This window comes from Salinicola lusitanus (genome assembly GCF_038648475.1).
GTDB classification, from domain to species: domain Bacteria; phylum Pseudomonadota; class Gammaproteobacteria; order Pseudomonadales; family Halomonadaceae; genus Salinicola; species Salinicola lusitanus.
Genome location: NZ_CP151919.1, coordinates 4,646,525 through 4,672,665 on the forward strand (window position 1 = coordinate 4,646,525; position 26,141 = coordinate 4,672,665).

Annotated in this window: 25 protein-coding genes and 1 pseudogene; 17 read left to right on the forward strand and 9 right to left on the reverse strand. The window is 63.4% G+C overall.

Annotated features, from left to right (window positions below; genetic code table 11):
• The first annotated feature begins 490 nt into the window (after positions 1-490).
• From nirB to cynS, 4 genes are all read left to right on the forward strand, one after another.
• Positions 491-3,013, forward strand: coding sequence for a nitrite reductase large subunit NirB (gene nirB / locus AAGT95_RS21015; protein ID WP_425356062.1), 2,523 nt, complete (start codon positions 491-493; stop codon positions 3,011-3,013).
• On the forward strand, positions 3,010-3,459 hold the full coding sequence (locus tag AAGT95_RS21020; protein ID WP_342595021.1) for a nitrite reductase (NAD(P)H) small subunit family protein: 450 nt from the start codon (positions 3,010-3,012) through the stop codon (positions 3,457-3,459). The genes nirB and AAGT95_RS21020 overlap by 4 nt, the downstream gene beginning before the upstream one ends.
• Positions 3,460-3,565: 106 nt before the next feature.
• Positions 3,566-4,378: a formate/nitrite transporter family protein gene (locus AAGT95_RS21025; RefSeq protein WP_110598595.1), complete on the forward strand. Its 813-nt coding sequence runs from the start codon at positions 3,566-3,568 to the stop codon at positions 4,376-4,378.
• A gap of 100 nt (positions 4,379-4,478) precedes the next feature.
• On the forward strand, positions 4,479-4,919 hold the full coding sequence (gene cynS, locus AAGT95_RS21030; protein WP_110598596.1) for a cyanase: 441 nt from the start codon (positions 4,479-4,481) through the stop codon (positions 4,917-4,919).
• Between the two features lie 176 nt (positions 4,920-5,095).
• Here the strand turns inward: cynS and AAGT95_RS21035 are convergent, their stop codons facing one another.
• Both AAGT95_RS21035 and AAGT95_RS21040 read right to left on the reverse strand, forming a co-directional pair.
• On the reverse strand, positions 5,096-5,893 hold the full coding sequence (locus tag AAGT95_RS21035) for a potassium channel family protein (protein WP_342595022.1): 798 nt from the start codon (positions 5,891-5,893) through the stop codon (positions 5,096-5,098).
• Positions 5,894-6,062: 169 nt separating this feature from the next.
• Complete coding sequence (locus AAGT95_RS21040; RefSeq protein ID WP_342595023.1) at positions 6,063-6,776, reverse strand: DUF3581 family protein; 714 nt, start codon at positions 6,774-6,776, stop codon at positions 6,063-6,065.
• 148 nt (positions 6,777-6,924) lie between these two features.
• On the opposite strand from AAGT95_RS21040, the pseudogene AAGT95_RS21045 reads away from it, so the two are divergent.
• The 3 genes and pseudogenes from AAGT95_RS21045 to AAGT95_RS21055 all read left to right on the forward strand — a co-directional run.
• A pseudogene (locus AAGT95_RS21045) lies at positions 6,925-6,993 on the forward strand (hypothetical protein); the annotation flags it as partial.
• A gap of 63 nt (positions 6,994-7,056) precedes the next feature.
• Positions 7,057-7,440 carry a YchJ family protein gene (locus AAGT95_RS21050; protein ID WP_342596561.1) on the forward strand — a complete coding sequence of 128 codons (384 nt, stop codon included), beginning with the start codon at positions 7,057-7,059 and terminating at the stop codon, positions 7,438-7,440.
• A 157-nt stretch (positions 7,441-7,597) separates the two neighbouring features.
• Positions 7,598-8,860 (forward strand): mechanosensitive ion channel family protein, encoded by a 1,263-nt coding sequence (locus AAGT95_RS21055; protein WP_342595024.1) that lies wholly within the window; start codon positions 7,598-7,600, stop codon positions 8,858-8,860.
• Positions 8,861-8,887: 27 nt separating this feature from the next.
• Here AAGT95_RS21055 and AAGT95_RS21060 read toward each other — a convergent pair whose 3' ends face one another.
• Positions 8,888-10,387, reverse strand: coding sequence for a PLP-dependent aminotransferase family protein (locus tag AAGT95_RS21060; RefSeq protein ID WP_425356038.1), 1,500 nt, complete (start codon positions 10,385-10,387; stop codon positions 8,888-8,890).
• A gap of 95 nt (positions 10,388-10,482) precedes the next feature.
• Here AAGT95_RS21060 and AAGT95_RS21065 point away from each other — a divergent pair, with 95 nt between their 5' ends.
• The 5 genes from AAGT95_RS21065 to AAGT95_RS21085 are packed head-to-tail and all read left to right on the forward strand — an operon-like array spanning position 10,483 to position 13,304.
• A complete protein-coding gene (locus tag AAGT95_RS21065; RefSeq protein WP_342595025.1) occupies positions 10,483-10,929 on the forward strand; it encodes a GNAT family N-acetyltransferase in 447 nt (148 codons plus the stop codon).
• 17 nt (positions 10,930-10,946) lie between these two features.
• The gene (locus AAGT95_RS21070) at positions 10,947-11,396 is read left to right on the forward strand and encodes a rhodanese-like domain-containing protein (RefSeq protein ID WP_342595026.1); all 450 of its coding nucleotides are present in this window, start codon (positions 10,947-10,949) and stop codon (positions 11,394-11,396) included.
• Between the two features lie 8 nt (positions 11,397-11,404).
• Complete coding sequence (locus AAGT95_RS21075; protein WP_342595027.1) at positions 11,405-12,154, forward strand: GNAT family protein; 750 nt, start codon at positions 11,405-11,407, stop codon at positions 12,152-12,154.
• A 3-nt stretch (positions 12,155-12,157) separates the two neighbouring features.
• Positions 12,158-12,805: an FMN-binding negative transcriptional regulator gene (locus tag AAGT95_RS21080; RefSeq protein WP_342595028.1), complete on the forward strand. Its 648-nt coding sequence runs from the start codon at positions 12,158-12,160 to the stop codon at positions 12,803-12,805.
• 13 nt (positions 12,806-12,818) lie between these two features.
• Positions 12,819-13,304 carry an OsmC family protein gene (locus AAGT95_RS21085; RefSeq protein WP_342595029.1) on the forward strand — a complete coding sequence of 162 codons (486 nt, stop codon included), beginning with the start codon at positions 12,819-12,821 and terminating at the stop codon, positions 13,302-13,304.
• A gap of 10 nt (positions 13,305-13,314) precedes the next feature.
• On the opposite strand, the gene AAGT95_RS21090 is transcribed toward AAGT95_RS21085, so the two are convergent.
• From AAGT95_RS21090 to AAGT95_RS21105, 4 genes are all read right to left on the reverse strand, one after another.
• Complete coding sequence (locus tag AAGT95_RS21090) at positions 13,315-14,835, reverse strand: tripartite tricarboxylate transporter permease (RefSeq protein WP_342595030.1); 1,521 nt, start codon at positions 14,833-14,835, stop codon at positions 13,315-13,317.
• 4 nt (positions 14,836-14,839) lie between these two features.
• Positions 14,840-15,382 (reverse strand): tripartite tricarboxylate transporter TctB family protein, encoded by a 543-nt coding sequence (locus tag AAGT95_RS21095; RefSeq protein ID WP_342595031.1) that lies wholly within the window; start codon positions 15,380-15,382, stop codon positions 14,840-14,842.
• Between the two features lie 86 nt (positions 15,383-15,468).
• Positions 15,469-16,443, reverse strand: coding sequence for a tripartite tricarboxylate transporter substrate binding protein (locus AAGT95_RS21100; RefSeq protein WP_157958355.1), 975 nt, complete (start codon positions 16,441-16,443; stop codon positions 15,469-15,471).
• Between the two features lie 54 nt (positions 16,444-16,497).
• The gene (locus tag AAGT95_RS21105) at positions 16,498-17,676 is read right to left on the reverse strand and encodes a mandelate racemase/muconate lactonizing enzyme family protein (protein ID WP_162302602.1); all 1,179 of its coding nucleotides are present in this window, start codon (positions 17,674-17,676) and stop codon (positions 16,498-16,500) included.
• Positions 17,677-17,833: 157 nt separating this feature from the next.
• On the opposite strand from AAGT95_RS21105, the gene AAGT95_RS21110 reads away from it, so the two are divergent.
• The 3 genes from AAGT95_RS21110 to AAGT95_RS21120 all read left to right on the forward strand — a co-directional run bounded on the left by AAGT95_RS21110 (position 17,834) and on the right by AAGT95_RS21120 (position 20,499).
• Positions 17,834-18,463, forward strand: a complete 630-nt coding sequence (locus AAGT95_RS21110; protein WP_342595032.1) for an XRE family transcriptional regulator — start codon at positions 17,834-17,836, stop codon at positions 18,461-18,463.
• A gap of 24 nt (positions 18,464-18,487) precedes the next feature.
• The gene (locus AAGT95_RS21115; RefSeq protein ID WP_342595033.1) at positions 18,488-19,414 is read left to right on the forward strand and encodes an ornithine cyclodeaminase family protein; all 927 of its coding nucleotides are present in this window, start codon (positions 18,488-18,490) and stop codon (positions 19,412-19,414) included.
• 137 nt (positions 19,415-19,551) lie between these two features.
• Positions 19,552-20,499, forward strand: a complete 948-nt coding sequence (locus tag AAGT95_RS21120; protein ID WP_342595034.1) for a rhodanese-related sulfurtransferase — start codon at positions 19,552-19,554, stop codon at positions 20,497-20,499.
• Positions 20,500-20,575: 76 nt separating this feature from the next.
• On the opposite strand, the gene AAGT95_RS21125 is transcribed toward AAGT95_RS21120, so the two are convergent.
• Both AAGT95_RS21125 and glnE read right to left on the reverse strand, forming a co-directional pair.
• A complete protein-coding gene (locus tag AAGT95_RS21125; RefSeq protein WP_342595035.1) occupies positions 20,576-21,193 on the reverse strand; it encodes a YrbL family protein in 618 nt (205 codons plus the stop codon).
• Positions 21,194-21,262: 69 nt separating this feature from the next.
• Entirely contained in the window at positions 21,263-24,223 is a 2,961-nt protein-coding gene (gene glnE, locus AAGT95_RS21130) for a bifunctional [glutamate--ammonia ligase]-adenylyl-L-tyrosine phosphorylase/[glutamate--ammonia-ligase] adenylyltransferase (protein ID WP_342595036.1), read from the reverse strand.
• Between the two features lie 300 nt (positions 24,224-24,523).
• Between glnE and AAGT95_RS21135 the strand changes: the two genes are divergently transcribed.
• Together AAGT95_RS21135 and AAGT95_RS21140 are read left to right on the forward strand one after the other, a co-directional pair.
• A complete protein-coding gene (locus tag AAGT95_RS21135) occupies positions 24,524-25,504 on the forward strand; it encodes a Bug family tripartite tricarboxylate transporter substrate binding protein (RefSeq protein ID WP_110598615.1) in 981 nt (326 codons plus the stop codon).
• A 75-nt stretch (positions 25,505-25,579) separates the two neighbouring features.
• Positions 25,580-26,140 carry a tripartite tricarboxylate transporter TctB family protein gene (locus tag AAGT95_RS21140; protein WP_157958357.1) on the forward strand — a complete coding sequence of 187 codons (561 nt, stop codon included), beginning with the start codon at positions 25,580-25,582 and terminating at the stop codon, positions 26,138-26,140.
• Position 26,141: the final 1 nt, after the last annotated feature.

Below are 26,141 nucleotides of genomic sequence, written 5' to 3' on the forward strand. Positions count from 1 at the left end.
CATCACCGCGGTGTGGCGTCGCGGCGGGAGTTCCTGGTGCAGAAGTCACCCGCCTTGCACCATCGGTGTTCACCAGCGCGGGAGACTGGTACGCACCGTGGCAGTCAGCATTGACCCAACACCTTGAAATCCATCGCAGGATTCGCCGACTGGCATGACATTCGCTTGACGGACTACAGGCAGTGACCAACGGCGGTCATCGCCAGCCGCGCGCCGGATCGATGTCGCGCGACGGCCGCAGACCCGGACGGGTGGGTTCCGGGTATCCCGTTTGACGGAAACAGAATTCAGGCAAAGGCGCCTGATGCCGCGAAGCCAACGCTTCGTGTCATCAGGCGCCTTTTTGCGTTGTATGGCTCGCCACCACCTTGCCATTCAAGCCCAACGAACGAGAGGAGGCCGCATGAACACTCCCGATATCGACGCGGACACGTCGACCGCGACCCGCAGCCATGGCGCTCTGCCCCGCCTGGTCGTGATCGGCAACGGCATGGTCGGTCACCACTTGCTGGAGCGGCTGATCGAGCAGGACGCCCATCGCCGGTTCGCGGTAACCGTTTTCGGCGAGGAGCGTCATCGTGCCTACGACCGCGTGCACCTGTCGGAGTACTTCGACGGTCGAGACGCGAATTCACTGTCGCTGAGCGAGGCCGACTATTGCGATCTCAACGGGATCGAGCTGCATCTGGACGAGGCTGTCACTGCGATCGATCGCGACGCACGTCTCGTCACCACCACCCGCGGCGAATATCCTTTCGACCAGTTGGTGCTGGCCACCGGCTCCTTCCCGTTCGTGCCGCCGATTCCCACTCCGGAAGAGGCCAAGGAGAGCCACGCGGCGCTGGTCTATCGCACCCTCGACGATCTCGACCGCATTCGCGATGCCGCCGAATCGCTTTCGGCACGGGAAACTCGACGCGGCGTCGTCGTCGGCGGCGGTCTGCTTGGCCTCGAGGCGGCCAATGCGCTCAGATCGCTGGGGCTCGAAGCCCATATCGTCGAATTCGCGCCCCGGCTGATGCCGGTGCAACTGGATACCGAAGGCGGAGCAGCGCTGCGACAGCAGATAGAGGCGCTGGGTGTGAAGATCCATCTCGAGCGCGCCACGACCGAGATCATCGCGGGTGAAGCCCACCGCTACCGCATGAATTTCGCCGACGGCGAGTGGCTCGAGACCGACATGATCGTCTTCTCCGCCGGCATCCGCCCACAGGACCGGCTGGCACGGGAGTGCGGGCTCGAGATCGGCGAGCGCGGCGGCATCATCATCGACGACACCTGCCGTACCTCCGATCCGGATATCTTCGCCATCGGCGAATGTGCACTCTGGAACGACCGGACCTTCGGTCTGGTCGCGCCGGGCTACACCATGGCGCGCACCGTCGCCGGCTGCTTGACCGGCACCTGCGAGCCGTTCAGCGGCGCCGACATGTCGACCAAGCTCAAACTGCTCGGCGTCGACGTGGGCTCGATCGGCGATGCCCACGCCGCCACCGAAGGCGCCGTGAGTTACCGCTTCATCGATGAAGCCGGCCACGGCTATCGTCGTCTGGTCGTCTCCGCCGACGGCAGGCGGGCGATCGGCGCCGTGCTGGTGGGCGACAACAGCTACTACGACACCCTGCTGCAGTACGTGCAGAACGGCATCGGACTGCCCGCCGATCCCGCCAGCCTGATCCTGCCCCAGGGCGAAGGCGCACCACTGCTGGGTGCCGACGCGCTGCCGGAGACCGCGACGATCTGCTCGTGCCATAACGTCTCCAAGAGCGCGATCTGCCAGACGGTCGAGGGCGGTTGCAGCGATCTCGGCACGCTCAAGGCGGAGACGAAGGCGAGCACCGGCTGCGGTGGCTGCACCGCCCTGCTCAAGCAGGTCTTCGAGCATGAACTCGAGCGCCGCGGCATCGAGGTCGACCGCAGCCTTTGCGAGCACTTCGCCCATACCCGCCAGGAACTCTACGGAATCATTCGCGTCGAGGGCCTTCGCAGTTTCGAGGCGCTGCTTGCCCGCCACGGCAAGGGCCAGCTCGGCTGCGATATCTGCAAGCCGGCGGTGGCCTCGATTCTCGCCTCGTGCTGGAACGAGTCGATCACCAGCCCCTCTCTGGTGCCGCTGCAGGACACCAACGACACCTTCATGGCCAATATGCAGAAGAACGGCACCTACTCCGTGGTACCGCGCATCCCCGGTGGCGAGATCACCCCGGACAAGCTGATCGCCATCGGCGCCGTGGCCAAGAAGTACGATCTGTATACCAAGATCACCGGCGGCCAGCGCATCGACCTGTTCGGCGCTCAGTTGCACGAGCTGCCGGAGATCTGGAGCGAGCTGATCGACGCCGGATTCGAGACCGGCCACGCCTACGGCAAGTCCACGCGGACGGTGAAATCCTGTGTCGGCAATACTTGGTGTCGCTATGGCGTCCAGGATAGCGTGGCCATGGCGCTGATCATCGAGAATCGCTACAAGGGGCTGCGCTCGCCGCACAAGCTCAAGTTCGCCGTCTCCGGCTGCACGCGAGAATGCGCGGAAGCCCAGAGCAAGGATGTCGGCGTGATCGCCACCGAGCACGGCTGGAATCTCTTCGTCTGCGGTAATGGCGGCATGCGCCCGCGCCATGCGGAGCTGTTCGCCACCGATCTCGACGACGACACGCTGCTGAAGACCATCGACCGCTTTCTGATGTTCTACATCCGCACCGCCGACCGCCTGCAGCGCACCTCGGTATGGCGGGAGAACCTCGACGGAGGCCTCGACTATCTCAAGCAGGTGATCCTCGAGGACAGTCTCGGCCTGGGCGGCGAACTGGAGGCGCAGATGCAGCACGTGGTCGACCAGTACGAGTGCGAGTGGGCCAATGCGCTCAAGGATCCGGAGAAGCTCAAACGCTTTCGCACCTTCGTCAACGACAAGCGCAGCGACCCGGACATCATCGCCGTTTCCGAGCGGAACCAGCCGCGACCGGCGCGTCCGGAAGAGATCGCCAGACTGGCCGTGGAGGTGACGTCATGAGCGGCACGGCCATCGCACCCGGGACCGAAGCCCGGATCCGCCTCTGCTCGCGGCAAGATCTTGTCGCCAACTCCGGCATCGTCGCCTGGCACCAGGGCCACCAGATAGCGATCTTCCTACTGGCTCACCCGCCCGGGAGCGCGGGGCAAGCGTCTCCCGACTCGTCCGAAGTCGCGGGAGCGCCTTTCGCCTCGCCGATCACTTCCGATGGGCTCTATGCGCTCGACAATCGCGATCCGTTCTCCGGCGCCAACGTGATCGGCCGCGGCATCGTCGGCGACCTGGGAGGCGAACCGGTGGTGGCCTCACCGATCTACAAGCAGCATTTTCGACTGCGAGATGGCCAGTGCCTGGAGGCCCCCGACCAGCGCCTGCGCTGCTGGCCGGTCGCCCTCGAGGGCGACGACGTGGTGCTGCTGGCAGAGGCGGCGGCCGGCCGGACCTGACCCGGCCTGGCCGGAAAGGCCGCCGAACCCCGGCGACCCCGATCGACTCCTGTCCCGAAAGACGAGCAATAACGCTTCATACACAATCACAATCGAGGAAAGCGTCATGTCCTATCTACTCCCTGCCGAATTCACCACCAAAATGGTCGATGCCGGTGAATCCAAGATATTCATGTCCACCCGTGACACGATAATTCGCGCCTACATGGCCGGCGCGATCCTGGCGCTGGCGGCGGCGTTTGCCATTACCATCACCGTGCAGACCGGCCAGCCACTGGTGGGCGCGATCCTGTTCCCGGTGGGGTTCGTGATGCTCTATCTGATGGGCTTCGATCTACTGACCGGCGTGTTCATGCTGACGCCACTGGCCCTGCTGGACCGACGTCAGGGCGTGACGCTCAATCGTGTGCTGCGCAACTGGGGCTGGGTGTTTCTCGGCAATCTGGGCGGGGCGCTGACCGTTGCCTTCATGATGGCGTTCATCTTCACCTACGGCTTCTCCATCGGCCCGGGCGTCGTGGGAGAGAAGATCGCCGGGATCGGCGAATCGCGCACGCTGGGCTACGCCGAGTACGGCGTCGCCGGCTGGGCGACCATCTTCATCCGCGGCATGCTCTGCAACTGGATGGTCTCGATGGGCGTGGTCGGAGCGATGGTCTCGACCTCCGTCAGCGGCAAGGTGATCGCGATGTGGATGCCGATCATGCTGTTCTTCTACATGGGCTTCGAGCACTCGATCGTCAACATGTTCCTGTTTCCCTCGGCGATGATCATGGGCGGCGGCTTCTCGATCATGGACTACCTGTGGTGGAACGAGATACCGACAGTGCTGGGCAACCTGGCCGGCGGGCTCGCCTTCACCGGACTCACGCTCTACGCCACCCACGTCAAGACCGGACCCAAGCGGGACCTGGCCTGAGCACGACTTGATGTCGGCCGCGACGCGAACGGGAGCCGATCAATACATGCCGGGGCATCCGCGGGATGCCCTATCGATACCAAGATGGAGAGACTGACCCATGGACAAGCTGGAAATGCACCACACGCTGATGGCCGCCAAGGCGCGCAAGGGATTGAGCTGGGAGTCGCTGGGCGAGATGACCGGTCACTCGCCGGTCTGGATCGCTTCGGCCTGCTACGGCATGAACAGCGCCCCGCCAGAAACCGCGCGCAAGATCGCCGATGCGCTGGAACTCGGCGATGACGTGGCGAGAGCCCTGGAAGCCTTTCCCACCAAGACGTGGGACGGCGCCATTCCGCAGGACCCGCTGATCTACCGGCTTTACGAAATCGTCGGCGTCTACGGTCCCACACTCAAGGATGTCATTCAGGAGAAGTTTGGCGACGGTATCATGAGTGCCATCGACTTCGAGATGGAAGTCGAACGGGAGGAGAATCCCAAGGGCGACCGGGTCGTGGTTACCATGAGCGGCAAGTTCCTGCCCTACAAGGGCTGGTAATCGCGGGCTTTCGGTAGCGCCGGAACAAAAAAAGCCCGCGCAAGAGGGGGGATGCGCGGGCGAGGCGGGGTGTTACTAGGAGACGCGACTCGAACGACTGCTGCAAAGCATCTGCATTCGATGAAAATATATTAGCACCCTTATATTTTTCTGGCAATGGACTCTCCCAATCGAGCTCATCGATCCGCACTATCGCCGCGCTCATGGCGCTCGGCCAATTCCTGGCGATGATCGCGAAGTTCCTGTCGCAGCGAATCGATCTCCTCCCGAAGCTCGCTTACCTGCTCGATCATATGGCGCATCATCCGCCGGTTTGCCTGATGCTGGCGTGACTCGGATTCGCCCTGGTCCTCGACGAACAGCGAACTGACGTAGGCGGCGAAACTGCCGAACAGGCCGACGCCACAGACCATCAGCATCACGGCAACCACCCGTCCCATCGTCGTGACCGGGTAGTAATCGCCGTAGCCCACCGTGGTGACGGTCACCACCGCCCACCACAGCGCCTCCTCGGCGGTATTGATCGGACTGTGGGGATCCGGGGATTCCACCATCAGCACCGTCATCGCGCCGAAAATCACCAACAGGACGGTGGCGGTCGCGGCCGAAGCCAGCACCCCCTGGGCGCGATTGCGGAATAGCAGTTGCCAGATCAGCTCCAGCGATCGCACCGCACGCAGCACGCGAATGACTTGAACGACTCGCATCAGGCGCGCCGCCTGGAGCCAGCCCGCGGGGATGCACGCCAGCAGATCCAGCCACCCCCACCGCATGTAGCGCCATTTGCTGGGCGCCCGGTAGAACCGCTGGCAGAAGTCGACGAAGAAGAAGAAGCAGACAAGGTAATCCAGATAGCCGAAGAGCCGGCTGATCTCGGGGGGCAAATCAAGGAATATGTCGGCGAGCATGGCGCCAAGGACATAGAAAGAGAGCGCCAGGATAAAAAACTGAAACGGCGTAACGTGTTCTTTCACGACGAGTCCCATTCACGTGAACGGCCCACGCCGACAGCCACCGGGCTGCGGCGGGATCAAAGTGAATGACATTATCGGCGGTTTGGCCGCTAAAACGCGAATCGCCCGGTTCGATGTGACATCGATCGCCACCTGGAGGGGGCGCTGGCGTGCAGCTCGAATCCCGGTGTCAGGCCGAGCAGGGGTTGGCGGCTTTCAATTGAGCGAAATTGGTCACGAAGGTGTCCATCTTTTCCGCGTCGTAATCCTGCAGACCGCTGATCACGAGTTTCTTGGAACCGATACCCACGTCGTGGCCATTGCAACTCATGCGAAACTCGAGATGCGCCTCTCCGCGCTTGCCTTTCACATCCAGATTGGCACCGGCGAAGTCGAGATCCAGATCGCAGGGGTCGTGATTCTCGAGCGAGAACCCCATGCTGTCGTAGATCACCAGCGGCCGACGGGGATTGAACATCACGCCCTTCTCCTCGAGCAGCGGCTTGAGGTAGTGCGGGAAGTTGCGACCCGAGAAGGCGACGTAGCGACGGGTGAAAGTCTCCACCGTGGAGGGGTCGCGGATCGTCCAGCCGCTGCGCTTGACGCTCAGATACCGCTTGCGGTTCTCATCCACGACACTGACGGTGCCCGATTCATCCTCGAGGAAGCTCAGCGCCACGCGATCTCCCACCATGCCGCAGAAATGGAAGGTCATATGCTGGGACAATCCATAGCGGGACAGGACCAGCGCAAACAGTAGGTCGCCGGGGACGCAGAAACGGCGCGCACAGGGGTCGTGAATCGGGTTGTAATCACCCGCGATCTGTCGCGCGAACCGACTGGCCTGCTCCGCCGTGATACAGATACGGTCCGCGTCGGTAGAATGGAACTCGTCGAGAAACATAGGTGGTCGACCCACATGTCGAGTGACTTGGCATTGGTTCTGGCTTGACGATGGTTCTGACAATCGGCGCCGCTCTTTTACCACAACTTCATCCAAAGCGCAGCGCACCATTAACATTCAGAGACAAATGATAGCGTAGTTTACCCAAATGAATGTTCCAACCACAGTCACCGAAGCACCAGACGCCCTCTCCTGCCCCTGCGGCAGTGGCCGGTCATACGATCGCTGCTGCGGGATCTACCATCGCCTGGAGCAAGCCGCTCCGACGCCGGAGGCGCTGATGCGCTCCCGCTATACGGCTTTTGCGCTGGGCGGGCTGGGCGGCTATCTGGTCAGCACCTGGGACCCAGGCGCGCTCGACCCGACCCTGACGAGCGCCGCGCTCGACCAGCGAGACCAGCAATGGCTGGGGCTCGAGATCGTCGACGTCCGCACCGCCGGTGCGAGGGCCACCGTCGAATTCAAGGCCCGCTTTCGTCCCCGGCGTGCCGTCCCCTCCGGACCGGACCAGCCCCTTCACGAGCGCTCCCGCTTCCGCCGTCATCGCGGCAATTGGCTCTATGTCGATGGCATCATCGACCCACCGCCCGCCGACAGCCCGTCGCGCAACGCCCCCTGCCCGTGTGGAAGCGGCAAGAAAGCCAAACGCTGCTGCCTGCAGTGACACCGATCCCGTGGTCGACTCGGTACGCGAGTGGACCACACCCCGGCGCCCCGCTACGCTTTTCTCCATTCGATGCACCGCCCGCGACTTCCGGGCGTGCCCATCCATCCCTTCGCAGCGCCATGCCGCCGCGAGTTGCGAACAAGAAAGCAGGTGAATGGAAATTTCCGATAGCGCCACCCATCTCTTCAGCCAGTCGCAGGATGCGCTCGGCCAGTGGCTCCACATTCCTGGATGGATCGCGCTGCCGGCACTGATTCTCCTTGCCGCTGTCATCATCGATCTCGTGCTGCACTTCACGCTCAACCGGATGGAGCGTCGCCTGTGCGACTCGCCCCGCCGCTGGGACGACCCCATTCTCCATGGTCTGCGTCTGCCACTGCGCTGGTGGGTCTGGATCACGGCCTTGATGGTCGGCCTGGGAATCATCGGCGCGCACTTCGAGATCGAGCGACTGACGGCCGTGTTATCGCGTCTCGGCGCACTGATCACGCTCCTGCTCGTCGGCTGGGGCGGCATTCGCCTGTTCCGGCGGCTGGAGCAACGGCTGGTGTTCCCGCCGGTCAAGTGCCACGCCAAGCCCGTCGACCCGACCTCGGCATCGGCGCTGACCAAGATCGTCGGTGCCGTGCTGATCGTCACGCTGCTGCTGATCGGGCTGCAGATTCTGGGCGTATCGATGTCGAGCATCCTCGCGATGGGCGGGTTCGGCGGCCTGGTCATCGGTTTCGCCGCGCGGGATGTGATCGCCAATTTCTTCGGCGGCATGGTGGTCCACCTGGACAAGCCCTTCGTGGTCGGCGACTGGATCCGCTCGCCCGAGCGCCAGATCGAGGGCATCGTCGAGGATATCGGCTGGCGCCTTACCACCGTGCGAACCTTCGCCGGTCCGCCGCTTTATGTCCCCAATGCCTGGTTCAGCCAGATTTCGGTCGAGACCCCGACGCGGATGGTCAGCCGCCGCCTGTGGGAGACCATCGGCATCCGCTACCAGGATATCGGCAAGATCGAGAACATCACCCACGATATCCGCGACCTGCTGCAGCAGCACGAGGAGATCAATCAGGACGAGCTGATCACGGTCAATTTCGTCACCTACGGTCAGTACTCTCTGGACATCATGATCTACGCCTTCACCCGCGAGACGGATTGGCAGCGATTCCACGAGATCAAGCAGGGCATCCTGCTCAAGATTCGCGACATCATCGACCAGCACGGCGCCTGTTTGGCCCTGCCGACGTCTCGGCTCTATCTTCCCGAGGGCCTGGATCGCGAGGATGGTGAGCGAGGCGGGACCCGGGTCCATCGTGAACGAGAATCGGGTGACGACAACGGCGCCTCCCGATCTTCCGGCGACAGACACCGGCCATCCAGGGCCCCGGGGCCCAGCGACGACTCCGAGGGAGAGGGTGACGCCTGAGCCAGGTCCCGGCAAAGATCTCGCGGGCTAAGGCTCGTCACGAGAAGCCAGCGCGCACCAGGCGTCGCTCAGCCAGCGGCCAGCGGAAGCGATCTCGATGTCGGTGGCGCCGGCATAACCCAGCACCAGGCCTGGCCGAGCGGGGGAGCGCAGGAAATAGCGTGATAGCGGCGACAGTAGAATTCCCGCCTGCTCCGCCCGGGCGACCAGTTCGGCCTCCAGCGCCGGGTTCTCCAGCTCGGCGACCAGGTGCATGCCCGCCGTTCCCGCCGAAAGCCCGAGGCCCTTCGCCACAGCCGGCGCCAGGGCATGGCGCAGGGCAGCCTGGCGTTGCCGATAGAGTTCCCGCATCCGCGAGACGTGGCGCGCGAAGTGCCCTTCGGTAATGAACGCCGCCAGCGCGGCCTGGGCCACGTACTGACCCTCGCGGTGGAGTCGTGCATTGGCCCGCCGGAACGGCTCGACCAGCAGGTCCGGCAGCACCAGATAACCCAATCGCAGGCCGGGATACATCACCTTGCTGAAGGTGCCCACGTAGATGACCGGCGCATCGTCGACGAGCCCCTGTAGCGAGGCGATCGGCGCGCTGGCATAGCGGAACTCGCTGTCGTAGTCATCCTCGATGACCCAGGCGCCGTGACGCTGGGCCGCTTCGATCAGCGCCGTGCGTCGCTTGAGACTCATCGTCACGCCGCTGGGATACTGGTGCGAGGGCGTCACGTAGATCAGTCGAGGCGTCGCCACCGAAAATGGCAGGGCCGCGATCGCCATGCCCTCGTCATCCACCGGGACCGACACGATGTCGAGTCCGGCGGCGAGGAAGCAGGCGTGCGCACCGCCGTAGCCGGGCTCCTCCATCCAGACCGTCTCCCCCGTATCGGCAAGCAACCGGGCGATCAGCTCGAAGCCCTGCTGGGCACCCTGAGTCACCAGAATCTGATCGGGCCGACAGCGTACCGATCGCGACAGCCGCAGATAGTCGCAGAGCGCCTCGCGAAGTGCCGGCACGCCTCCCCGATGCTGATAGTCGTGCCACTCCAGCGGCGCCCGCTGCTGGTGACGACGCAGCAGCCGCTGCCAGCGCTCACGCGGGAACCGGTCGAGTGCCGGCACCCCCGGCGCGAAGGCGGTGTGACGCTCGCTCAGCAGGCCGCTGATATCGAGAACGCGCTGGCCTCGGGCGGAGAGTGTCGCCGATACGGCCGTCCGCTCCGGCACCGGACGCCTCCCCGCCACTACCGCCGCGCCCCACTCGGCGACGAAGACACCCGCACCGGGCCGAGTCTCGAGGAAGCCCTCGGCGGTCAATCGATCGACCGCCCCCAGCACGGTATTGCGGCCCAGGCCGAGCTCGCGCGCCAGTTGCCGCGACGACGGCAGCGCGCTACCCGGCCTGAGCTCTCCCTGCTGGATCCAGTCTCTCAGCGACTGGTACAGGCGCTGGGTCAGGGTCAACGAAGAGGGCGTGGCGAGGCGCATCGTCAACGCTTCGACGATCCACGGGCGATGCACATTGGGTTGTGTCACTGGTCCCCTCGTTATTGCAACAACTGGCTCTTATCGAAGGACCAGCATGCCGCCAGACTACTGCCAAGTCACGTCAATCCTGTTGGAGGCCCACCATGACCGACATCCGCATCGCCACCCCAGAAGAGATCGACGCCATCGCGCCGCTGGTCGATGGCTACCGCCAGTTCTACCGGCAGCCCAGCGACCTCGAGGGCGCCCGGGCCTTTCTGGGCGAACGCGACCGGCGCGGAGACGCTCACCTGCTGGTGGCTTACGACACCGGCGATACGGCCGTCGGCTTCGCCCAGCTGTTCCCGATACCTTCGACGACCACCCTCGGCTCGCGCTGGATTCTCAACGACCTCTTCGTCGTCCCCGAGGCTCGTTGCCGCGGCATCGGCAGCGCCCTGCTGCAGGCCGCCAGGGAGCTGGCATCCGAACACGGCATTGCCCAGCTGATGCTGCGCACCCAGGTCGAGAACGCCGCCGCCCAGTCCCGCTACCGCGCGCTCGGCTGGCAACGCGACGATGCCTTCCACACCTTTCTGTTGACTGTCTGAACCGCCGGGAGCTCTCAATGACCGCGACCTCACTCGTACTCGATGTTCCGCCTGCCACCCCCGAGCAGAGCGCTTCCGCCATGCGCGACAAGCTCAGGTTTCATACCGATGCCTGGGATCTGGCGATGGATCTCGCCAACGGCATCGAGGAGATCATCGTCATCGATACCCGGCGTCACGATCACTACCTTGCCGGTCACATCCCTGGCGCGATCAGCCTCCCCCATGTCGAGATGACGGCAGAGCGATTGGCATCGCTGGACCGTTCGCGCGTCTACATCAGCTATTGCGACGGCATCGGTTGCAACGGCTCCACCTGGGGCGCCTTCAAACTCGCCAGCGCGGGGCTGAAGGTCAAGGAGCTACTCGGCGGCCTGGACTTCTGGAAGCGCGACGGTCATCCGGTTGCCACCGGCCCCAGTGCCGGCAGCCTGCGAGACCATACACTCACCTCCTGTGGCTGCTGAGACAGATCATGAAACCGACCACCAATGCGTACGGCCAGCCCGTGGGCAGCGACATCCCGAACTGGCGCGAGCCACCTTTTCCGGACCCGACCGTCCTGGAAGGACGCTTCTGTCGTCTGGAGCCGCTCGATCCAGGTCGGCATGCGCCATCGCTATGGCAGGCGTGGCAGATGCCCGACCCCGACATCGCCAACGATCGCGAGGCCAAGGCACGCTGGACCTACCTGGGCGGCCGTGCCTTCGACGATCGGGCGGGGTGCGAGCGCTGGCTGGAGATGATGAGTCGCGACAGCGATCCGGTCTGCTACGCCACCATCGATCCGGCCGAGGATCGCGCCGTGGGCATGGCCACCTACCTGCGCATCGTCCCGGCCGACGGCGCGCTCGAGATCGGTCATCTCAACTTCTCGCCGCGCATGGCACGGACGCCGATCTCCAGCGAAGCGTTGATGTTGCTGATTCGACACGCCTTCGAGCTCGGCTACCGTCGCGTGGAGTGGAAATGCGACGCCCTCAATGCCCCTTCCCGTCGCGCGGCCGAGCGGCTGGGCTTCCGTCTCGAGGGCATCTTCCGCCAGCACCGGGTGGTCAATGGACGCAATCGCGACACCGCCTGGTTCTCGATCGTCGACGACGAGTGGCCGGCCATCCGCGAGAGCCATCGCCGCTGGCTCTCGCCGGACAACTTCGATGCCGCGGGGCGCCAGCGCCAGTCGCTGGCCGAAGTGACGGCGACCCTCTCTTCCGACGGAGGCTGAATCGTGTACCAGCCGAATTCGTTTCGCCTCGACGATACCGCAGCAATGGAGAGAGCCATCGACCAGGCCCCGTTCGCGACCCTGATTACGCCGGGGCGCGACGGCGGCTTCGAGGCCGATCACCTGCCGCTGCTGCTCGAGACCGCCGGCGGCGAGTCGACGCCTCGTCGACTGCGCGGCCATATCTCGCGCGCCAACCCGCTGGCCGACACACCGGGTGCCAAGGTCTCCACCCTCCCCGCCCTGGCCATCTTCCATGGTCCGCAGGCCTACGTATCGCCAAGCTGGTATCCGGCCAAGCGCGAGCACGGCAGGGTGGTCCCGACCTGGAACTATCAGGTCGTGCACGTTCGCGGTCGCCTGCGCCTGATCGATGATCCATCCTGGCTACGCGAACTGACGGGTGTGCTGACCCGCCGCTTCGAACGTGGTCGACCCGTTCCCTGGTCGATCGACGACGCGCCGGATGACTTCATTGCGGGGATGTGTCGTGCCATCATCGGTGTCGAGCTGACCGTCGAGCGCATGGAGGGCAAGCGCAAGGCGAGCCAGCACAAACCGAGAGAGGAGCGCGAGGCGATCTTCCAGGGCCTTCGCGGCGAGTACGGGCACACTGTCGCCGACGCCACGATTCTCAGCGGGATCGACTAGAAAGGAGAGTGCCATGTCCCACTACACGGCCACCATACGCTGGCGGCGCCAGCCGACGGAGGGATTCACCGACGGTCGCTATAGCCGGGGGCACGAATGGCACTTCGACGGTGGTGTCACCGTTGCCGCCTCTGCCTCCCCTCATATCGTCCCTCTCCCCTACTCGATCGAGGCCAACGTCGATCCCGAAGAAGCCTTCGTCGCGGCGCTCTCCAGCTGCCATATGCTGGTGTTTCTCGGTATCGTTGCCAAACGACGCTTCGTCGTCGAGCGCTACGAGGACAGTGCCGTCGGCGTGCTGGAACAGAATGACGCCGGCCAGTTGGCGATGACGCGGGTCACGCTGCGCCCGGCGGTGACGTTCTCCGGTGAGCGCCGACCGACGCCTGAACAGCTCGAGACGATGCACCACCAGGCCCACCGGGGCTGCTTCATCGCCAACTCGGTCAAGACCGAAGTCGTGACCGAGATCGTGGAAAGCTCCATCGCCAACGAATGAACATTGGCGGTCACTCTTTTGGCGTCGGCGAACCGATCTTGTCGAGCGCACGCTTTCGCCTGCGTGAAAGTTTCGGCCCCAGATTGGGGATCAGCAACATGGCGAGCGCCATCAACAGCATGATCAGCGTCAAAGGTTCCGTATACAGCCCCGACCAGTCACCACCGGCAATCTGCAACCCCGAGCGCAACTTCTGTTCTGCCATGGGCGTCAGGATAAAACTGATCGCCAGCGGCCCCTTGGGGAAACCGCCCAGATCCAGCAGAAAACCGATCACCGCGAAACTGAGCAGCATCCACACGTCGGCAACGGAATTACCGTAAGCGTACCCGCCCACCAGGCAGAAGAATACGATGATGGGGAATAAAATGTAGCCGGGAATCTGGCTGATCCGGGAAACCCATCTAACGCTGCCTACCATGACGAAGTACATGATGATATTGGCGCAGAAAAAAGCCGCCATCAGAATGTAGACAAGCTCGGGATTGTTGACGAACAGCAGCGGCCCCGGCTGAATCGAATGGATCAACAGCGCCGCCAGCAACAGCACATTGTTCAGACTTCCCGGCAGGCCGAGCGCAATAAGCGGAATCATGGCACCGCCGATGGTGGCATTGTTGGCGGACTCCGATGAAACGATTCCCGCTTCGCAGCCGGTGCCGAACTTTTCCGGTGTTTTCGACAGCGCCTTGGTAGTCGAGTAAGCCACCATCGAACCGATGATTGCCCCGACACCCGGCAACAGGCCAATCCAGGTTCCCAGTACGGAAGAGCGCAGCAGGTTGGCACCATGGCGCAGATAATCCTTCACCCCCATGATCACGCCGCGGTAGCTCGTGGAGAGCCCTTCGCCCTCTTTCTTGGGCTTAAGCAGATCGGTGAATGCGGTGCCCAGGGCGAAGAGCCCGATGAACATGGGGATAGGATCGATGCCGCCATTGAGCGCCACCAGATCGAACGTCAGTCGCGGCGTCCCGGAGGAAGGATCGATTCCCGGCACCGCGAGCAGCGCGCCCAGTAGTGCCGCGATGATGCCCTTCAGGAACGATCCCTCGGTGATGATCGCGATCAGCACCAGTGCCATGACGATCAGCGCGAAATAGTTGAAAGCGGTGAATTTGGTCGCCCAGATCGAAAGCGGCTTGGTCAGCAGGACCAGGGCCACCCAGGAGATCAAACCGCCGACGAACGAACTACCAATTCCCAGGCCGAGCGCGCGCCCCGGGCGACCCGCCCTGGCCATGGGGTAGCCATCCAGTGTCGTCATGATCGCGGCTTCGGTACCCGGCATCTTGAGCAGCGTCGCCGTGATCAATCCGCCGCTGATGGCGCCGATGTAGATCGAAATGAGCAGCACGATCGCCATTTCCGGCGTCATGAAGAAGGTCAGCGGCAGACATAGTGCTATGAGCATCGTGCCACTCAATCCGGGGATCGCCCCTACGAATACCCCAGCCGAGACACCCAACAGCATCAGACCAAGGGCTGCGGGCTGCAAGGTAAACCAGAAAGCCGTCAGCAAACCGTCCATCACATCACCCCAGCGCCGGAAGATCGACGAAAAAAACTTGCGTGAAAAGCCATTCGGCACCAAACCCCAGCACCACACCCAGCATTAGCGCGATCAATGTGCCGCGGCGACGATTCGGCATCGGCAACAACTGAGCTGCCACGACCACAAAGGCGGTCGTGACCAGCGAAATCGGAAAGCGCTCGAGAAATACCAGCCAGATGAAACCGAGGCATAACGTCAGCATGCCAAGTGGCGCCAGCAGTTGCCTCGCCTCGAAAATATCCTCTACAGACTCGCCAACTTGCGCCAGGGTGTCCTCCTTCATATCGCTTTTCTCGATATCAACGGGCGCACCGGTCGCGGAAACGGCAGGTGCTCTGGGAAGCAACCATTTACCTGCCTGCACGACACAAAGGCCGATCATGAGCACGGATACCCCCAGGGGCACGGCTCTGGAGCCAAGGGGGTCGAATGCGAAGCCGCCGATCTGCAGCGCGCTCCAGCAACCAATGACACCGACGATGCCGATGAGCATCGTGATAAACCACTCCAGTCTTCGATCCATTACGACGCCTCTCTTTCGCAAGCGTTAGGGAAGCGCGAAAGAGCGGCGCGACACGCCTCTCGTCTCGCAGGCAGCACGTTTCCTCGTTAGCGCGCAGTCGCCTGCCTGGCGACGGGTCCGACGATATCGGCCTGCTCGTCGAGATACTTACGGAACGCTTCACCACGGAGAAAGATCGGCTTGGTCAGGGTATCGTCGTAGTAGGTCTTAATACGGTCGCTTTGAGAGGCGGCCTCGAGCGCATCGGCGAAGGCATCAACGATCTCGTCGGGCGTGTCCTTGGGTGCCAGCCAGTAGTTACCGAAGCAGAAGCTGACATCGGTACCTTGAGAACGGGCCGTAGGCACCCCGGGCAAACGATCGTCAGGCTCATCGTCCAACAGGGCGATCGCCTTGACCTGGCTGTCGTCGGCCAGTTGACCATCCTCGGTCAGCGTAAAGTTCTTGGCCCCGGCGGCCCCCACGGAAGCCACGTCGATCTGGCCCCCGGTCAGTGCCGCAAAGTTGTCGGCTGAGCCACCGACCTGAGCGAAGCGGAAATCCGCGTCCGAGTGATTCTCGAGCATGATGCCGGACATGTGGTTCAGCCCGCCGATATTGACGCCAAACACCACCGGGTTGGATTTGTCGGCAGCAGCGGTCAGCAGAGCCTGCAGGCTGTCGTAGCCCGAATCCTTGCGCACCAGAATGGCCATGCAGTTCTCGCCGGTCAGGGCAACGGGCTTGAAGTCTTCATAACCGAAATTGGTGATTCCCGCGGCCTGCGCACCGATCAGCCCGGTCTCGTGGACCAGGAATTCATAGCCATCCGGCTTGGCGTCCATGACGCGTCTTGCACCGACGGAGGAGTGGCCGCCGACATTGACCACGTTGAGCGGCTCGGAGAGCAGTTGCTGCTCGTTAATGGCCGCTGCAAAACTACGTGCGACGAGATCGCTGGAGCCGCCAGCCTTGAACGGCACCACGATGCTGACCGGACGCTCCGGCCAGGTAGCGCCGGATGCAGAAGCGATCGACAGCGAGGCGACGGCAGCTGACAGAATCGTTTTCGCGTATTTCACGATATCTACCTCTTTGTTTTTGAAGGTTGGCGATTTTCGCCGTCGACCAACGGTCTAGTCGCCGACGCGACGCAGGTGGCCATTGGGTGTAGGAATCTTTTGCATATCGGGGAGCTGCTCATCGACGCAGAGCAGGCGCGAAACGTCCGGCGAGACGCCAAGGCCGACACAGGATGCCAACGACAGCTGACCGTCACGTACCTGAAGTTCTCCGGCAGCAGTCTGATCGAAGAGCGCGGTGTGAAGCGTGTGTAACTCCACGTGACGGACCTGTGAATGACCTCGCGCGATCTCCAGCGCCACTTTTTCGGTAAGCCAGGTCGAAGAGCACTGCAACGAGACGTCGCAGCGGTAGTCGCTCGCCAGAGCGATCAGTCGCCTGGCAGCGGTAATGCCGCCGACGGCGATAGGCGAAAACTGCAGCGCGCCGATCGCTTCGAACTCCAACAGTGCGCGAAATATCTCGAAGCGCGACTCGGCCTCGAACACCATGACCGGTACGCCGCAGTCACGATTGAGCCAGCGCATCTCCTCCCAGCAGTGAGTGGGAAAGGGAGCCTGAACCGCCTCTACATCGAACTCGCGCCATACACCGAGCCATTTTTCCGCCCGCGCCCTGTCCAGGCTGTATACGGCATCGACGATCAGCCCGACATCCGGTCCGACGGCTTCTCTGACGGCTCTGACACGCGCGACGTCCTGTTCGAAGGCCAAAGCCCCGATTTTCATCTTGATGCGGTTGTGCCCCGCCGCGACGTAGCAGCGCATTTCGTCGGCCAGCCGAACGGGCGCATCGTCCTTGCGATAGAGCCCGCCACTGGCATAGACCGGGATTCGATCGCGCAGTGGCTCTATGGAGATCGCCGCCCCCAGCGCGCGTCCCGTGCGCTTGCCAAGCACGTCGTGCAGCGCGATATCGACCCCGCTCAAGGCCGCCGCCATCATGCCGTGACGACCATTGAGCGAAGCCATCGACCATAGGTCTTGCCACAGCCCAGCGGGATCGTTGGCATCAGCGCCGAGCACGCGGGGCCGAATTTCGCTCTGCAGAAAGCGGATCAATGCGTCGGCGGAATTATCGAAGCACCAGCACTCGCCCCATCCCTCGACGCCCTCTTCAGTGACCAGACGAACCAGCACAGACTGTTTCCGATGCCAGAGGATGCGCGGATTGAAGATCTGCCCTCCCAGAGGAACTTCCAGCAAAAAAATATTGAGCGCCTGGATCTTCATGCCACACATGCTCCAAAAATTGTCTTATAAGACACATATGTCATATATTGCACATGACTGACATCTTGGCAAGTCTTTAACATTCTGTGCATGCTGAATAGCGATTGCTGTATGAGTTCCATGTGATGCCACATCGCACCTCCAGGGAGATGAGCGAGTGACGGAAGTAGATGACAAACTAAGCTCGGCTCGACTAGGCGAACGTATCAAACAGATACGCCGAGATAAGGCGTTGACACTTAGTGAATTGGAACAGCGCTGCGGCCTGCGCGCCTCGACCGTATCCAAGATCGAACGCGGAGCGATCTCACCCAGTTATGCGAGCCTTCTCCGTCTCGCCAAAGGGCTGGAGGTGGAGCCTGCGGAACTGATCCAGCCCCAGGTGGATGCGTTACCCAAGACGCGGCGCTCGATTACCCGCAACGGTGAAGGCATCGGCCATTCCATTGGCTCGCACGACTATCGCTTTCTCTGTTCCGAACTGACGAACAAGAAGATGTGCCCGATGATCGCGACGGTTCACGCCAAAGAAATGACGGAGATTCGCGGAACCAGCGCCCGAGCGGACGGCCTGTTCTCTCACGAGGGAGAGGAGACGCTCTTCGTGGTCAAGGGCCAGGTTGTTCTGCACACCGAGTTCTATAGTCCCGTGGTTCTCAACGAGGGCGACTGCGCCTACATCGACAGCTCCATGGGCCACGCTTGTCTGAAAGGATCGGAAGAAGATGCGGTGGTTTTCTGGGTATGTACCGATCTGGCTTTCAAACCCAGCGAGTGGAACAACTGACGTCAACGAGGATACGAGGCAGGCATGATTCGACAGATAACGTATCAAGAAGCGAGAGAGCGACTTTTCTGGGCCGAAGCCGTCGAGGCCCTGAAGCAGGGCCATCGAGCCGCAAGGCCGGAAATCGACGATACTTTTCTTGGACCGGCCGACAAGACCCTGCTCAATCGCTCCTGTTTCATCCCCGGTATCGGCTATGGCGCCAAGGCGGTCACCGTCTTCGACGGCAATGCCGCCCGCGGCCTGGATACCGTCCAGGGCGCCATGCTCTATTTCGCCCCGGATGATGGCCGGTTGCAGGCGATCATCGAGAGCCGGCTGGTCACCGAGATCAAGACGGCCAGCGACTCCGTGCTGGGCGCGCTGCTGTTGGCCCGCCGGGATAGCCGCAATCTGCTCGTCTGCGGTGCCGGCAAGGTCGCGGCCAGCCTGATCGACGCCTATACCGCCCTGTTCCCCGGCCTCGAACGCATCAGCCTGTGGAACCGGACCCACGACAAGGCGCGAGCACTCGCCGGCGCCTGTGAAGCTCGCGGTCTGAACGTGGCCGCGGTGAGCGACCTGGAAGCGGCGGCAAGGTCGGCGGATATCATCGCCAGCGCCACCATGGCGCGAACCCCGTTCCTCCGGGGCGAGTGGATCGCGCCGGGCACGCACGTCGACCTGATCGGCGCGTTCAAGGCTGACATGCGGGAAGCGGACGATACGCTGCTGCAGAAAGCCCGGCTGTTCGTGGACAGCCGCGAGACCACGCTCGGCCACATCGGCGAGCTGAAGATCCCCCTCGCCGCCGGTGTCATCGCCGAGGAGGACGTCCTTGGCGACTTCTACGATCTGCTCAGCGGACGTGGGGGCCGACAGAACGAGGCCGATATCACCCTGTTCAAGAATGGTGGCGGCGCCCACCTCGACCTGATGATCGCCCGCTATATCGCCGACACTACCCGGTAGCCGCGCCCTCCGCTGCGACGGTCGGTCACTGGACGCCAACGCTCAGCGGCGTAAAATGCGCGGCGATCATCGGCGCCACCGTGGCGCCACCCCAACCCGGTCCGCCCTTTGCGAGGGCGACTACCAGGAGTCGAAGCATGTCATCAAACGATCCCGCGATCGTGGTCGCGGCGTTGTATCAGTTCGTCACTCTCGACGACTTCGAAGCCCTGCGCGAGCCGCTGCTCGCCGAAATGCAGCGTCTCGATGTCAAGGGCACGCTGCTGCTCGCCAACGAGGGCATCAACGGTACCGTTTCCGGCACCCGCGATAGCATCGACGCGCTGCTCGGCTGGCTCAAGCGCGACGCGCGTTTTGCCGAGCTGGGCCACAAGGAATCCTACTGCGACGCCCACCCGTTCTATCGCACCAAGGTCAAGCTCAAGCGCGAGATCGTGACCATGGGCGTACCGGACGTCGACCCGAACCGCCGCGTCGGGACCTATGTCGAGCCGGAAGACTGGAACGCGCTGATCGACGACCCCGAGGTGCTGGTCATCGATACGCGCAACGACTACGAAGTGGCCATCGGCAGCTTCGAGGGCGCGGTCGACCCCAGGACCAAGTCCTTTCGAGAATTCCCGGCATACGTGAAACAGCACTACGATCCCAGCCGCCACAAGAAGGTGGCGATGTTCTGCACCGGCGGTATCCGCTGCGAGAAGGCGTCGAGCTTCATGCTCAACGAGGGATTCGAGGAGGTCTTCCACCTCAAGGGGGGCATCCTGAGCTATCTGGAGCGGGTGCCGGAGACACAGAGTCGCTGGCGCGGCGACTGTTTCGTGTTCGATAACCGGGTCACCGTCCGCCACGACCTGAGCGAGGGCGAGTTCGAGCAGTGTCATGCCTGTCGCATGCCGATCTCCACCGCGGATCAGTCATCGGACAAGTACACGCCGGGGATCAGTTGCCCCCACTGCTGGGATTCGCTGCCGGAAAAGACGCGCGCCAGTGCCCGCGAACGGCAGAAGCAGATCGAACTGGCCCGGGCCCGCAACCAGCCGCATCCGATCGGCCGCAACCCGCGCGAAACGTCGAACGCTTGACGCTGGATGCAAAACGGCCTCCCGATCGATTCGGGAGGCCGTCGTTCGAACGCCGATGGTGTCGCCGGGGCCTGGCTCAATGCGCGCTGCGCACCAGCTCCTTCCTGTCCGGTTCGGGCAGCAGGCCATAGCCACTCAACTTGGCAAAGAACCGTCGCATGCGACGATCGACTTTCTGACGCGCGAACCAGGGCCAGACGTTGGCCAGCGGCATGAAATCCGGATTGGAGACGCCGTCGATCAGCCACAGCCGCCGAGAGCCGTCGGCCCTAAGCTGACAGACGATGTTGCGGTCGTTGATGTCGGACGGCACGATCCAGTTGTCGCGAAGATAGTGATACAACCCCTGCAGTTCGTCGGCGAACGCATGGGTGGCGAACCAGGCCGTATCGCCCCGATCGCGGCACTGTCGAATGGTGGAGGAGATCTGCCCATCGGCATCGGTCACCAGCTCAAACACCAGCCCGGGACCCTGATCCGTCTCCACCGATCCGAAATATTCCGGGACATGGCGCCAGTCGTCGAGGCCTCGCGCCTTCAGAATGTCGAAATAGATCTGCTCACGCTCGTTCTGGTGACTTCCGCGCTCGGGGAACCGAGGCACCTTGATACAGCGCTCGGGCCGTTCCGGATGCCGATAGATCGCCCGGTCGTTGCCGTGGGCAATTTCGTTGAGATGGGAAAGTCGGTGCAAGGTGGGGCCACTCCGAGCCGTAACACAGGCGTCATGACCCGTTAATATTACATTAATCAAACGGCGTTTTCATTGATCTTTCGTCTCATCGTCGGACTCCGGGCGCATCCAGCGATCCCACAGCCGGGAGACCGTAGCGCGATGATCGGCAAAGGCCTCCCCCGCCACCAGGCTTCGCTTCTTGGCCAGTGCCGCCCGGTGACTGGCGTCGCGATAGGCCAGGTAGGCCGCCTGCAGATCGCGGGCATCCTGCTCGGCTAACCTGCCGCTCTGGGCCAGCGCATCCAGCAGCCGCATGTTGTCGGTGACCTCGAGCAGGGCCGGCGTCGTTGCCGACAGGGCCAGCACGGCGTACTGGTTCATGAACTCGATGTCCACCAGGCCGCCGGCATCCTGCTTGAGGTGGAACTGCCCCGCCTCTCTCGCTTCGGCACCGCTACCCAGATGCTCGCGCATCTTGTGCCGCATCCCGACCACTTCACGCCGCAATGCTTCGCAGTCGCGCTCTCGTCCCAGCACTTCCCGCCGGACGGCCTCGAAACGATCGCCCAGGGCGTCGTCACCGGCCACCGCCCGCGCGCGCACCAGTGCCTGATGTTCCCAGCTCCAGGCCTCCTTGCGCTGATACTCGGCGAACGCATCCAGCGACGAGACCAGCAACCCGGCATTGCCCGAGGGACGCAGGCGCATGTCGACCTCGTAGAGCGTGCCACTGGGCGTGGTGGCGGTGAGCAGATGGATGATCCGCTGGCCCAGGCGGGTGAAGAAGACCAGGTTGTCGATCGACTTGGCGCCGTCGGTGACGCCCCGCGGCGCGGCGTCGTAGAGGAATACCAGATCGAGGTCGGAGCCGTAGCCCAACTCGATGCCGCCCAGCTTGCCGTAGCCGACGATCAAAAAGCTCGCCTGAGTCGACGACTCCCTGGCGCCGGGTTGGCCGTAGCGTGCCGCCAGCGAGCGCCACGCCATCCGCAATACGCTATCCAGCACCACCTCGGCGATCGCGGTCAGGTAATCGCTGACCTTCATCAACACGCGCCCCCCGGCGATGTCGGAGGCGGCGACGCGCAGCACCTGGGTCTGCTTGAAGACCCGCATCGCTTCCAGCCAGCTCTCCTCGTCGTCTTCGGGAATCCTTGCCAGCGTCTGGCGCAGCTCATCCGCCAGCCGCTGCTTGTCGGCCGGCGAATAGAGCGTCGCGGGGGTCAGCAGCTCATCGAGCAGGATGGGATGGCGGGCCAGCTGTTCGGCGATCCAGGGGCTGGCCGAGCAGAGCCGGACCAGCGACGGCAGCACCTGCGGATTCTCGCGCAGCAGCGACAGATAGGCGGTGCGCCGAAGCACCGCCTCGATCAGCGGTAGCACGCGCTCGAGGGCCACGCTCGGCGTGTCGCTCTCCGCCGCCGCTTCCAGCAGCAGTGGCATGACGGCGTCGAGCCGCTCGTAGCCGATACGCTGCATCGACTTGACGCCGCGGGAGTCTCGAAAGGCGCTGAGACGCCGCAGCGAATCGGGCAGCTCGAAGCCTGCCGCCGCCAGCGTTCGCTCCGCCTCGGCGTCGTCCATCTCCCCCTGCCACAGCTGCCGCCAGGCGACATCATGCCGGCCCGTCTCCTCCGCCTGGAGCGGCGATTCGTCATCGGGGTCGGCGATCACCGCGTCGAAATGACGTCGCACCCGCTCCCGGCAGGCCGCAAGCGCCTCTCTCAACGCTTCCCAGTCCGGCATCCGCATGGCCATCGCCAACCTCGCCTGGTTCTCCGGGTCGCCCGGCAGCGTCTGCGTCTGGCGGTCCTGCTGCGCCTGCAGCGCGTGTTCCAGATCCCGCAGGAAGACGTAATCCTCCCGTAGCTCGTCGACCACCGCCTGCGGCAGCAGCTCCAGCGTGACCAGTTGCGACATGGCGTCCCGCAGCGAGGTGACCTGGAGTTCGGTATCCCGACCGCCACGGATCAGCTGGAACGCCTGGACCACGAACTCGACCTCACGAATCCCGCCTCGTCCCAGCTTGATGTTGTCGTCTCTTCCCAGCCGCTTGACCTCACGATGGATCATCGCCTTCATGTCACGCAGCGACTCGATCGCGCCGAAGTCGAGATACTTGCGGTAGATGAAGGGCTTGAGCTCGCCGAGCAGCCGGTAACCGGCATCGATGTCGCCGGCGACGGGCCGCGCCTTGAGCATGGCGTAGCGCTCCCACTCGCGCCCCTGATCCTGGTAGTAGCTGGTGAAGGTGTTGAAGCTGCCGACCAGCGGCCCGCCATCGCCCAGCGGACGCAGTCGCATGTCGACCCGGAACACGAAGCCGTCGGCGCTGATCGCGTCCAGCGCGGCGATCAGCTTCTGCCCCAGCTTGGTGAAATACTGCTGATGCTCGTACTCGCGTTCGCCCCCGTGGGTGGTGCCCTTTTCGGGAAACGCGAAGATCAGATCGATATCCGAGGAGAGATTGAGCTCGCCGGCGCCGAGCTTGCCCATTCCCAGCACGATCAGGCGCTGGGGCGCGCCGTCGGCGCTTGGGGCGGGTGTCCCCCAGCGGGCCGCGAAATGTCCCTCGAGCCACCCCAGCGCTCCCTCGAGGCAGATTTCCGCCAGCTCGGAGACGGCGCGGGCGGTCTGCCACATGTCGGCACCGTTGAGGTCGCGCCAGACGGTGCCGAGCATGCGCGCCTGGCGGAAACGGCGCAGGACGCAGTGGAGCGCCTCCTCGTTCTCCGCCTTCGCCAGCGCTTCACCCAGTACCTGCTCGAGCCGTGCCCGTTCCGGAGCGGCTTCCAGCTCGCCCATCTCCAGCGCGGCGGGCAGCAGCGCCGGGCGTGTGGCCAGGGCATCCAGCGCGAAATCCGACAGCAGCACCACGCGGGCGAGTTCGCCCCCCCGGGTCTCGTCCAGCGACCGCCACGCCTCGACGACCGCCGGCTCCCCCTCGGCGTCCAGCGCCTCCTCCAACCGCTGCCTGGCATCGCGGCCGGCGCGCTCCAGTGCCGCGGGGACATCGATGTCGGCAAACCAGCACTCGGGTAACGGCATCAGGGGCTCCAGGCAGGCGATGGGCGGGTCAACGCGGAATAGGCCCGCCCAGCATAACGAAAGCCTCTAGCGAGACCCAAGCGACGAAGGTCGTTGCCTAAGTGCCGATGACTCGGCCGATTGGCGCAGTCACTCGGCCAGATGCACGGTGTCAAACCAAGGTTGTATTACATCGTACGAATAAACCGACTACAAAGGCACAAGCCAATCAGCCGGGTCCAGGTGCACTCCTCCAACCACAAGCGCTCCTCGATCTACCGACCCCGCTCTCGAAGTCCACCCACTGCCAAGGATTACCTCATGACGTTCAAGAAAACCCTGCTGGGAATCGCCTGCCTGGCATCACTGACGGTAGGCACCGCCCAAGCCGACTTCCCGAATCGGGATATCCGCGTCATCGTGCCGGCAGCCGCCGGCGGCGGTACCGATGCCATCGTTCGCAAGGCCTCCAACATCGCCGAAGAGTCGCTGCCCGTCTCGATGTATGTCGAGAACGTGGAAGGCGGCATGACGGCAACCGGCCTGCTCCAGTTGATGAAAGCGCGCCCGGACGGGCAGACCATCGCCGCGATCACCTACGACAGCATCATCACGATCCCGTGGAAGAACATGCTGCCCGGCTTCGACATGGACAAGATGCGCATGATTGCGCGCATCACCAGCGAAGCCGATGCGATCACCGTGCCGGAAAACTCTCCTTACAAGACGCTGGATGACCTGATTGCCGCGGCCAAGGAAAAGCCCAACAGTATCCGCGTCGGCATCCAGAACATGGGGGCCAGAACCCATCTGACGCTGCTGCAGCTCCAGGAACAGACCGGCGCCAAGTTCAAGATCGTCTCCTACGACAACAGCGCAGCGTCGCAAAAGGAAGCCCTGCTCAACGGCGAAGTCGATGCCGTCGTCACCAGTCTCGGCGATCTGGCACCGCTGATCGAGTCCGGCCAGGCGCGCGGTCTGGTCGAATTTTCCGACACCCAGAATGAAGGCTTCCCCAACGTACCGCCGGTCACCGAGACCGATACCGGCCTCGATCTGCAGATGGGCAGCTTCATCATCATGGTGGCCCCGGCGCGTACGCCGGACGACGTGATCGAAAAGCTGGAAACGACCTATCACAAGGCTTACGAGAGCGACGAGTTCCAGCAGTGGCTGAAAAAGATCGGTGTGACACCCGCCTGGCTGGGAGCCGACGACGTGACCCAGTGGGCGAACGATACCCAGCAGCAGCTCTTCAACACCATGGACGATCTGGTCGACCAGGGCGTGCTGGAGAAATAAGCCACCCTCATTCGATTCCACTCACTCTGCGCCATGCTTTACGCATGGCGCAGAGTCGTCAATCCAGGGGTCTCCATGTCTTCTGAACGCTCACTCAAACCTTCGTCTCACCCGTCGTCCCGACGCCCTACCCTGGGCGGTGAATTCTTCGTGCCGGCGGTGCTTGCGCTCATCACCCTGGTCTATCTGATCTCGGCGATCCAGCTCGGTCCGCCGATGAAGGCCGGCAACATGACCGCCTCGTTCTTCCCCATCGCGACCGCCATTCTGATGCTGGTCGCGCTGATCTGCGCCATGGTTCATGCGCTGCGCGGCAGGGCCAGGGCATCCGCCGAATCATCGTCCGTCGACACGGAAAGCCACGCTGAGATTCCCAGCGGTCGCCAGTACGCCGGGCTCTCCCTCGGCGCGATCGGCGTCATCGTGCTGACGGCAGGCTATCTGCTGGCGTTCGATCTGATCGGCTACTTCGTCGCGACGTTCGTCTACGTATTGCTGCTCTGCTGCCTGTTCGGCGGCGGCTTCCGCGATAAATGGCTGACCAAGCTGGTCGCCGCCGTCGCCATCACCCTGGCGGGCTACCTGCTGTTCGAGGTCGTCTTCCAGGTCCGCCTGCCCACTCTCTGGAGTCAATGAT

What these genes read in the sequence shown, in the direction of transcription:
- AAGT95_RS21065 (WP_342595025.1), top strand. Translation starts at nt 10,483, where the DNA reads ATGACCGACATCCGCATCGCCACCCCAGAAGAGATCGACGCCATCGCG.
- AAGT95_RS21070 (WP_342595026.1), top strand. Translation starts at nt 10,947, where the DNA reads ATGACCGCGACCTCACTCGTACTCGATGTTCCGCCTGCCACCCCCGAG.
- nirB (WP_425356062.1), top strand. Translation starts at nt 491, where the DNA reads ATGGTCGGTCACCACTTGCTGGAGCGGCTGATCGAGCAGGACGCCCAT.
- AAGT95_RS21135 (WP_110598615.1), top strand. Translation starts at nt 24,524, where the DNA reads ATGACGTTCAAGAAAACCCTGCTGGGAATCGCCTGCCTGGCATCACTG.
- AAGT95_RS21140 (WP_157958357.1), top strand. Translation starts at nt 25,580, where the DNA reads ATGTCTTCTGAACGCTCACTCAAACCTTCGTCTCACCCGTCGTCCCGA.
- AAGT95_RS21025 (WP_110598595.1), top strand. Translation starts at nt 3,566, where the DNA reads ATGTCCTATCTACTCCCTGCCGAATTCACCACCAAAATGGTCGATGCC.
- AAGT95_RS21095 (WP_342595031.1), bottom strand. Translation starts at nt 15,382, where the DNA reads ATGGATCGAAGACTGGAGTGGTTTATCACGATGCTCATCGGCATCGTC.
- AAGT95_RS21040 (WP_342595023.1), bottom strand. Translation starts at nt 6,776, where the DNA reads ATGTTTCTCGACGAGTTCCATTCTACCGACGCGGACCGTATCTGTATC.
- AAGT95_RS21105 (WP_162302602.1), bottom strand. Translation starts at nt 17,676, where the DNA reads ATGAAGATCCAGGCGCTCAATATTTTTTTGCTGGAAGTTCCTCTGGGA.
- cynS (WP_110598596.1), top strand. Translation starts at nt 4,479, where the DNA reads ATGGACAAGCTGGAAATGCACCACACGCTGATGGCCGCCAAGGCGCGC.
- AAGT95_RS21055 (WP_342595024.1), top strand. Translation starts at nt 7,598, where the DNA reads ATGGAAATTTCCGATAGCGCCACCCATCTCTTCAGCCAGTCGCAGGAT.
- AAGT95_RS21115 (WP_342595033.1), top strand. Translation starts at nt 18,488, where the DNA reads ATGATTCGACAGATAACGTATCAAGAAGCGAGAGAGCGACTTTTCTGG.
- AAGT95_RS21050 (WP_342596561.1), top strand. Translation starts at nt 7,057, where the DNA reads ATGCGCTCCCGCTATACGGCTTTTGCGCTGGGCGGGCTGGGCGGCTAT.
- glnE (WP_342595036.1), bottom strand. Translation starts at nt 24,223, where the DNA reads ATGCCGTTACCCGAGTGCTGGTTTGCCGACATCGATGTCCCCGCGGCA.
- AAGT95_RS21090 (WP_342595030.1), bottom strand. Translation starts at nt 14,835, where the DNA reads ATGGACGGTTTGCTGACGGCTTTCTGGTTTACCTTGCAGCCCGCAGCC.
- AAGT95_RS21120 (WP_342595034.1), top strand. Translation starts at nt 19,552, where the DNA reads ATGTCATCAAACGATCCCGCGATCGTGGTCGCGGCGTTGTATCAGTTC.
- AAGT95_RS21020 (WP_342595021.1), top strand. Translation starts at nt 3,010, where the DNA reads ATGAGCGGCACGGCCATCGCACCCGGGACCGAAGCCCGGATCCGCCTC.
- AAGT95_RS21085 (WP_342595029.1), top strand. Translation starts at nt 12,819, where the DNA reads ATGTCCCACTACACGGCCACCATACGCTGGCGGCGCCAGCCGACGGAG.
- AAGT95_RS21075 (WP_342595027.1), top strand. Translation starts at nt 11,405, where the DNA reads ATGAAACCGACCACCAATGCGTACGGCCAGCCCGTGGGCAGCGACATC.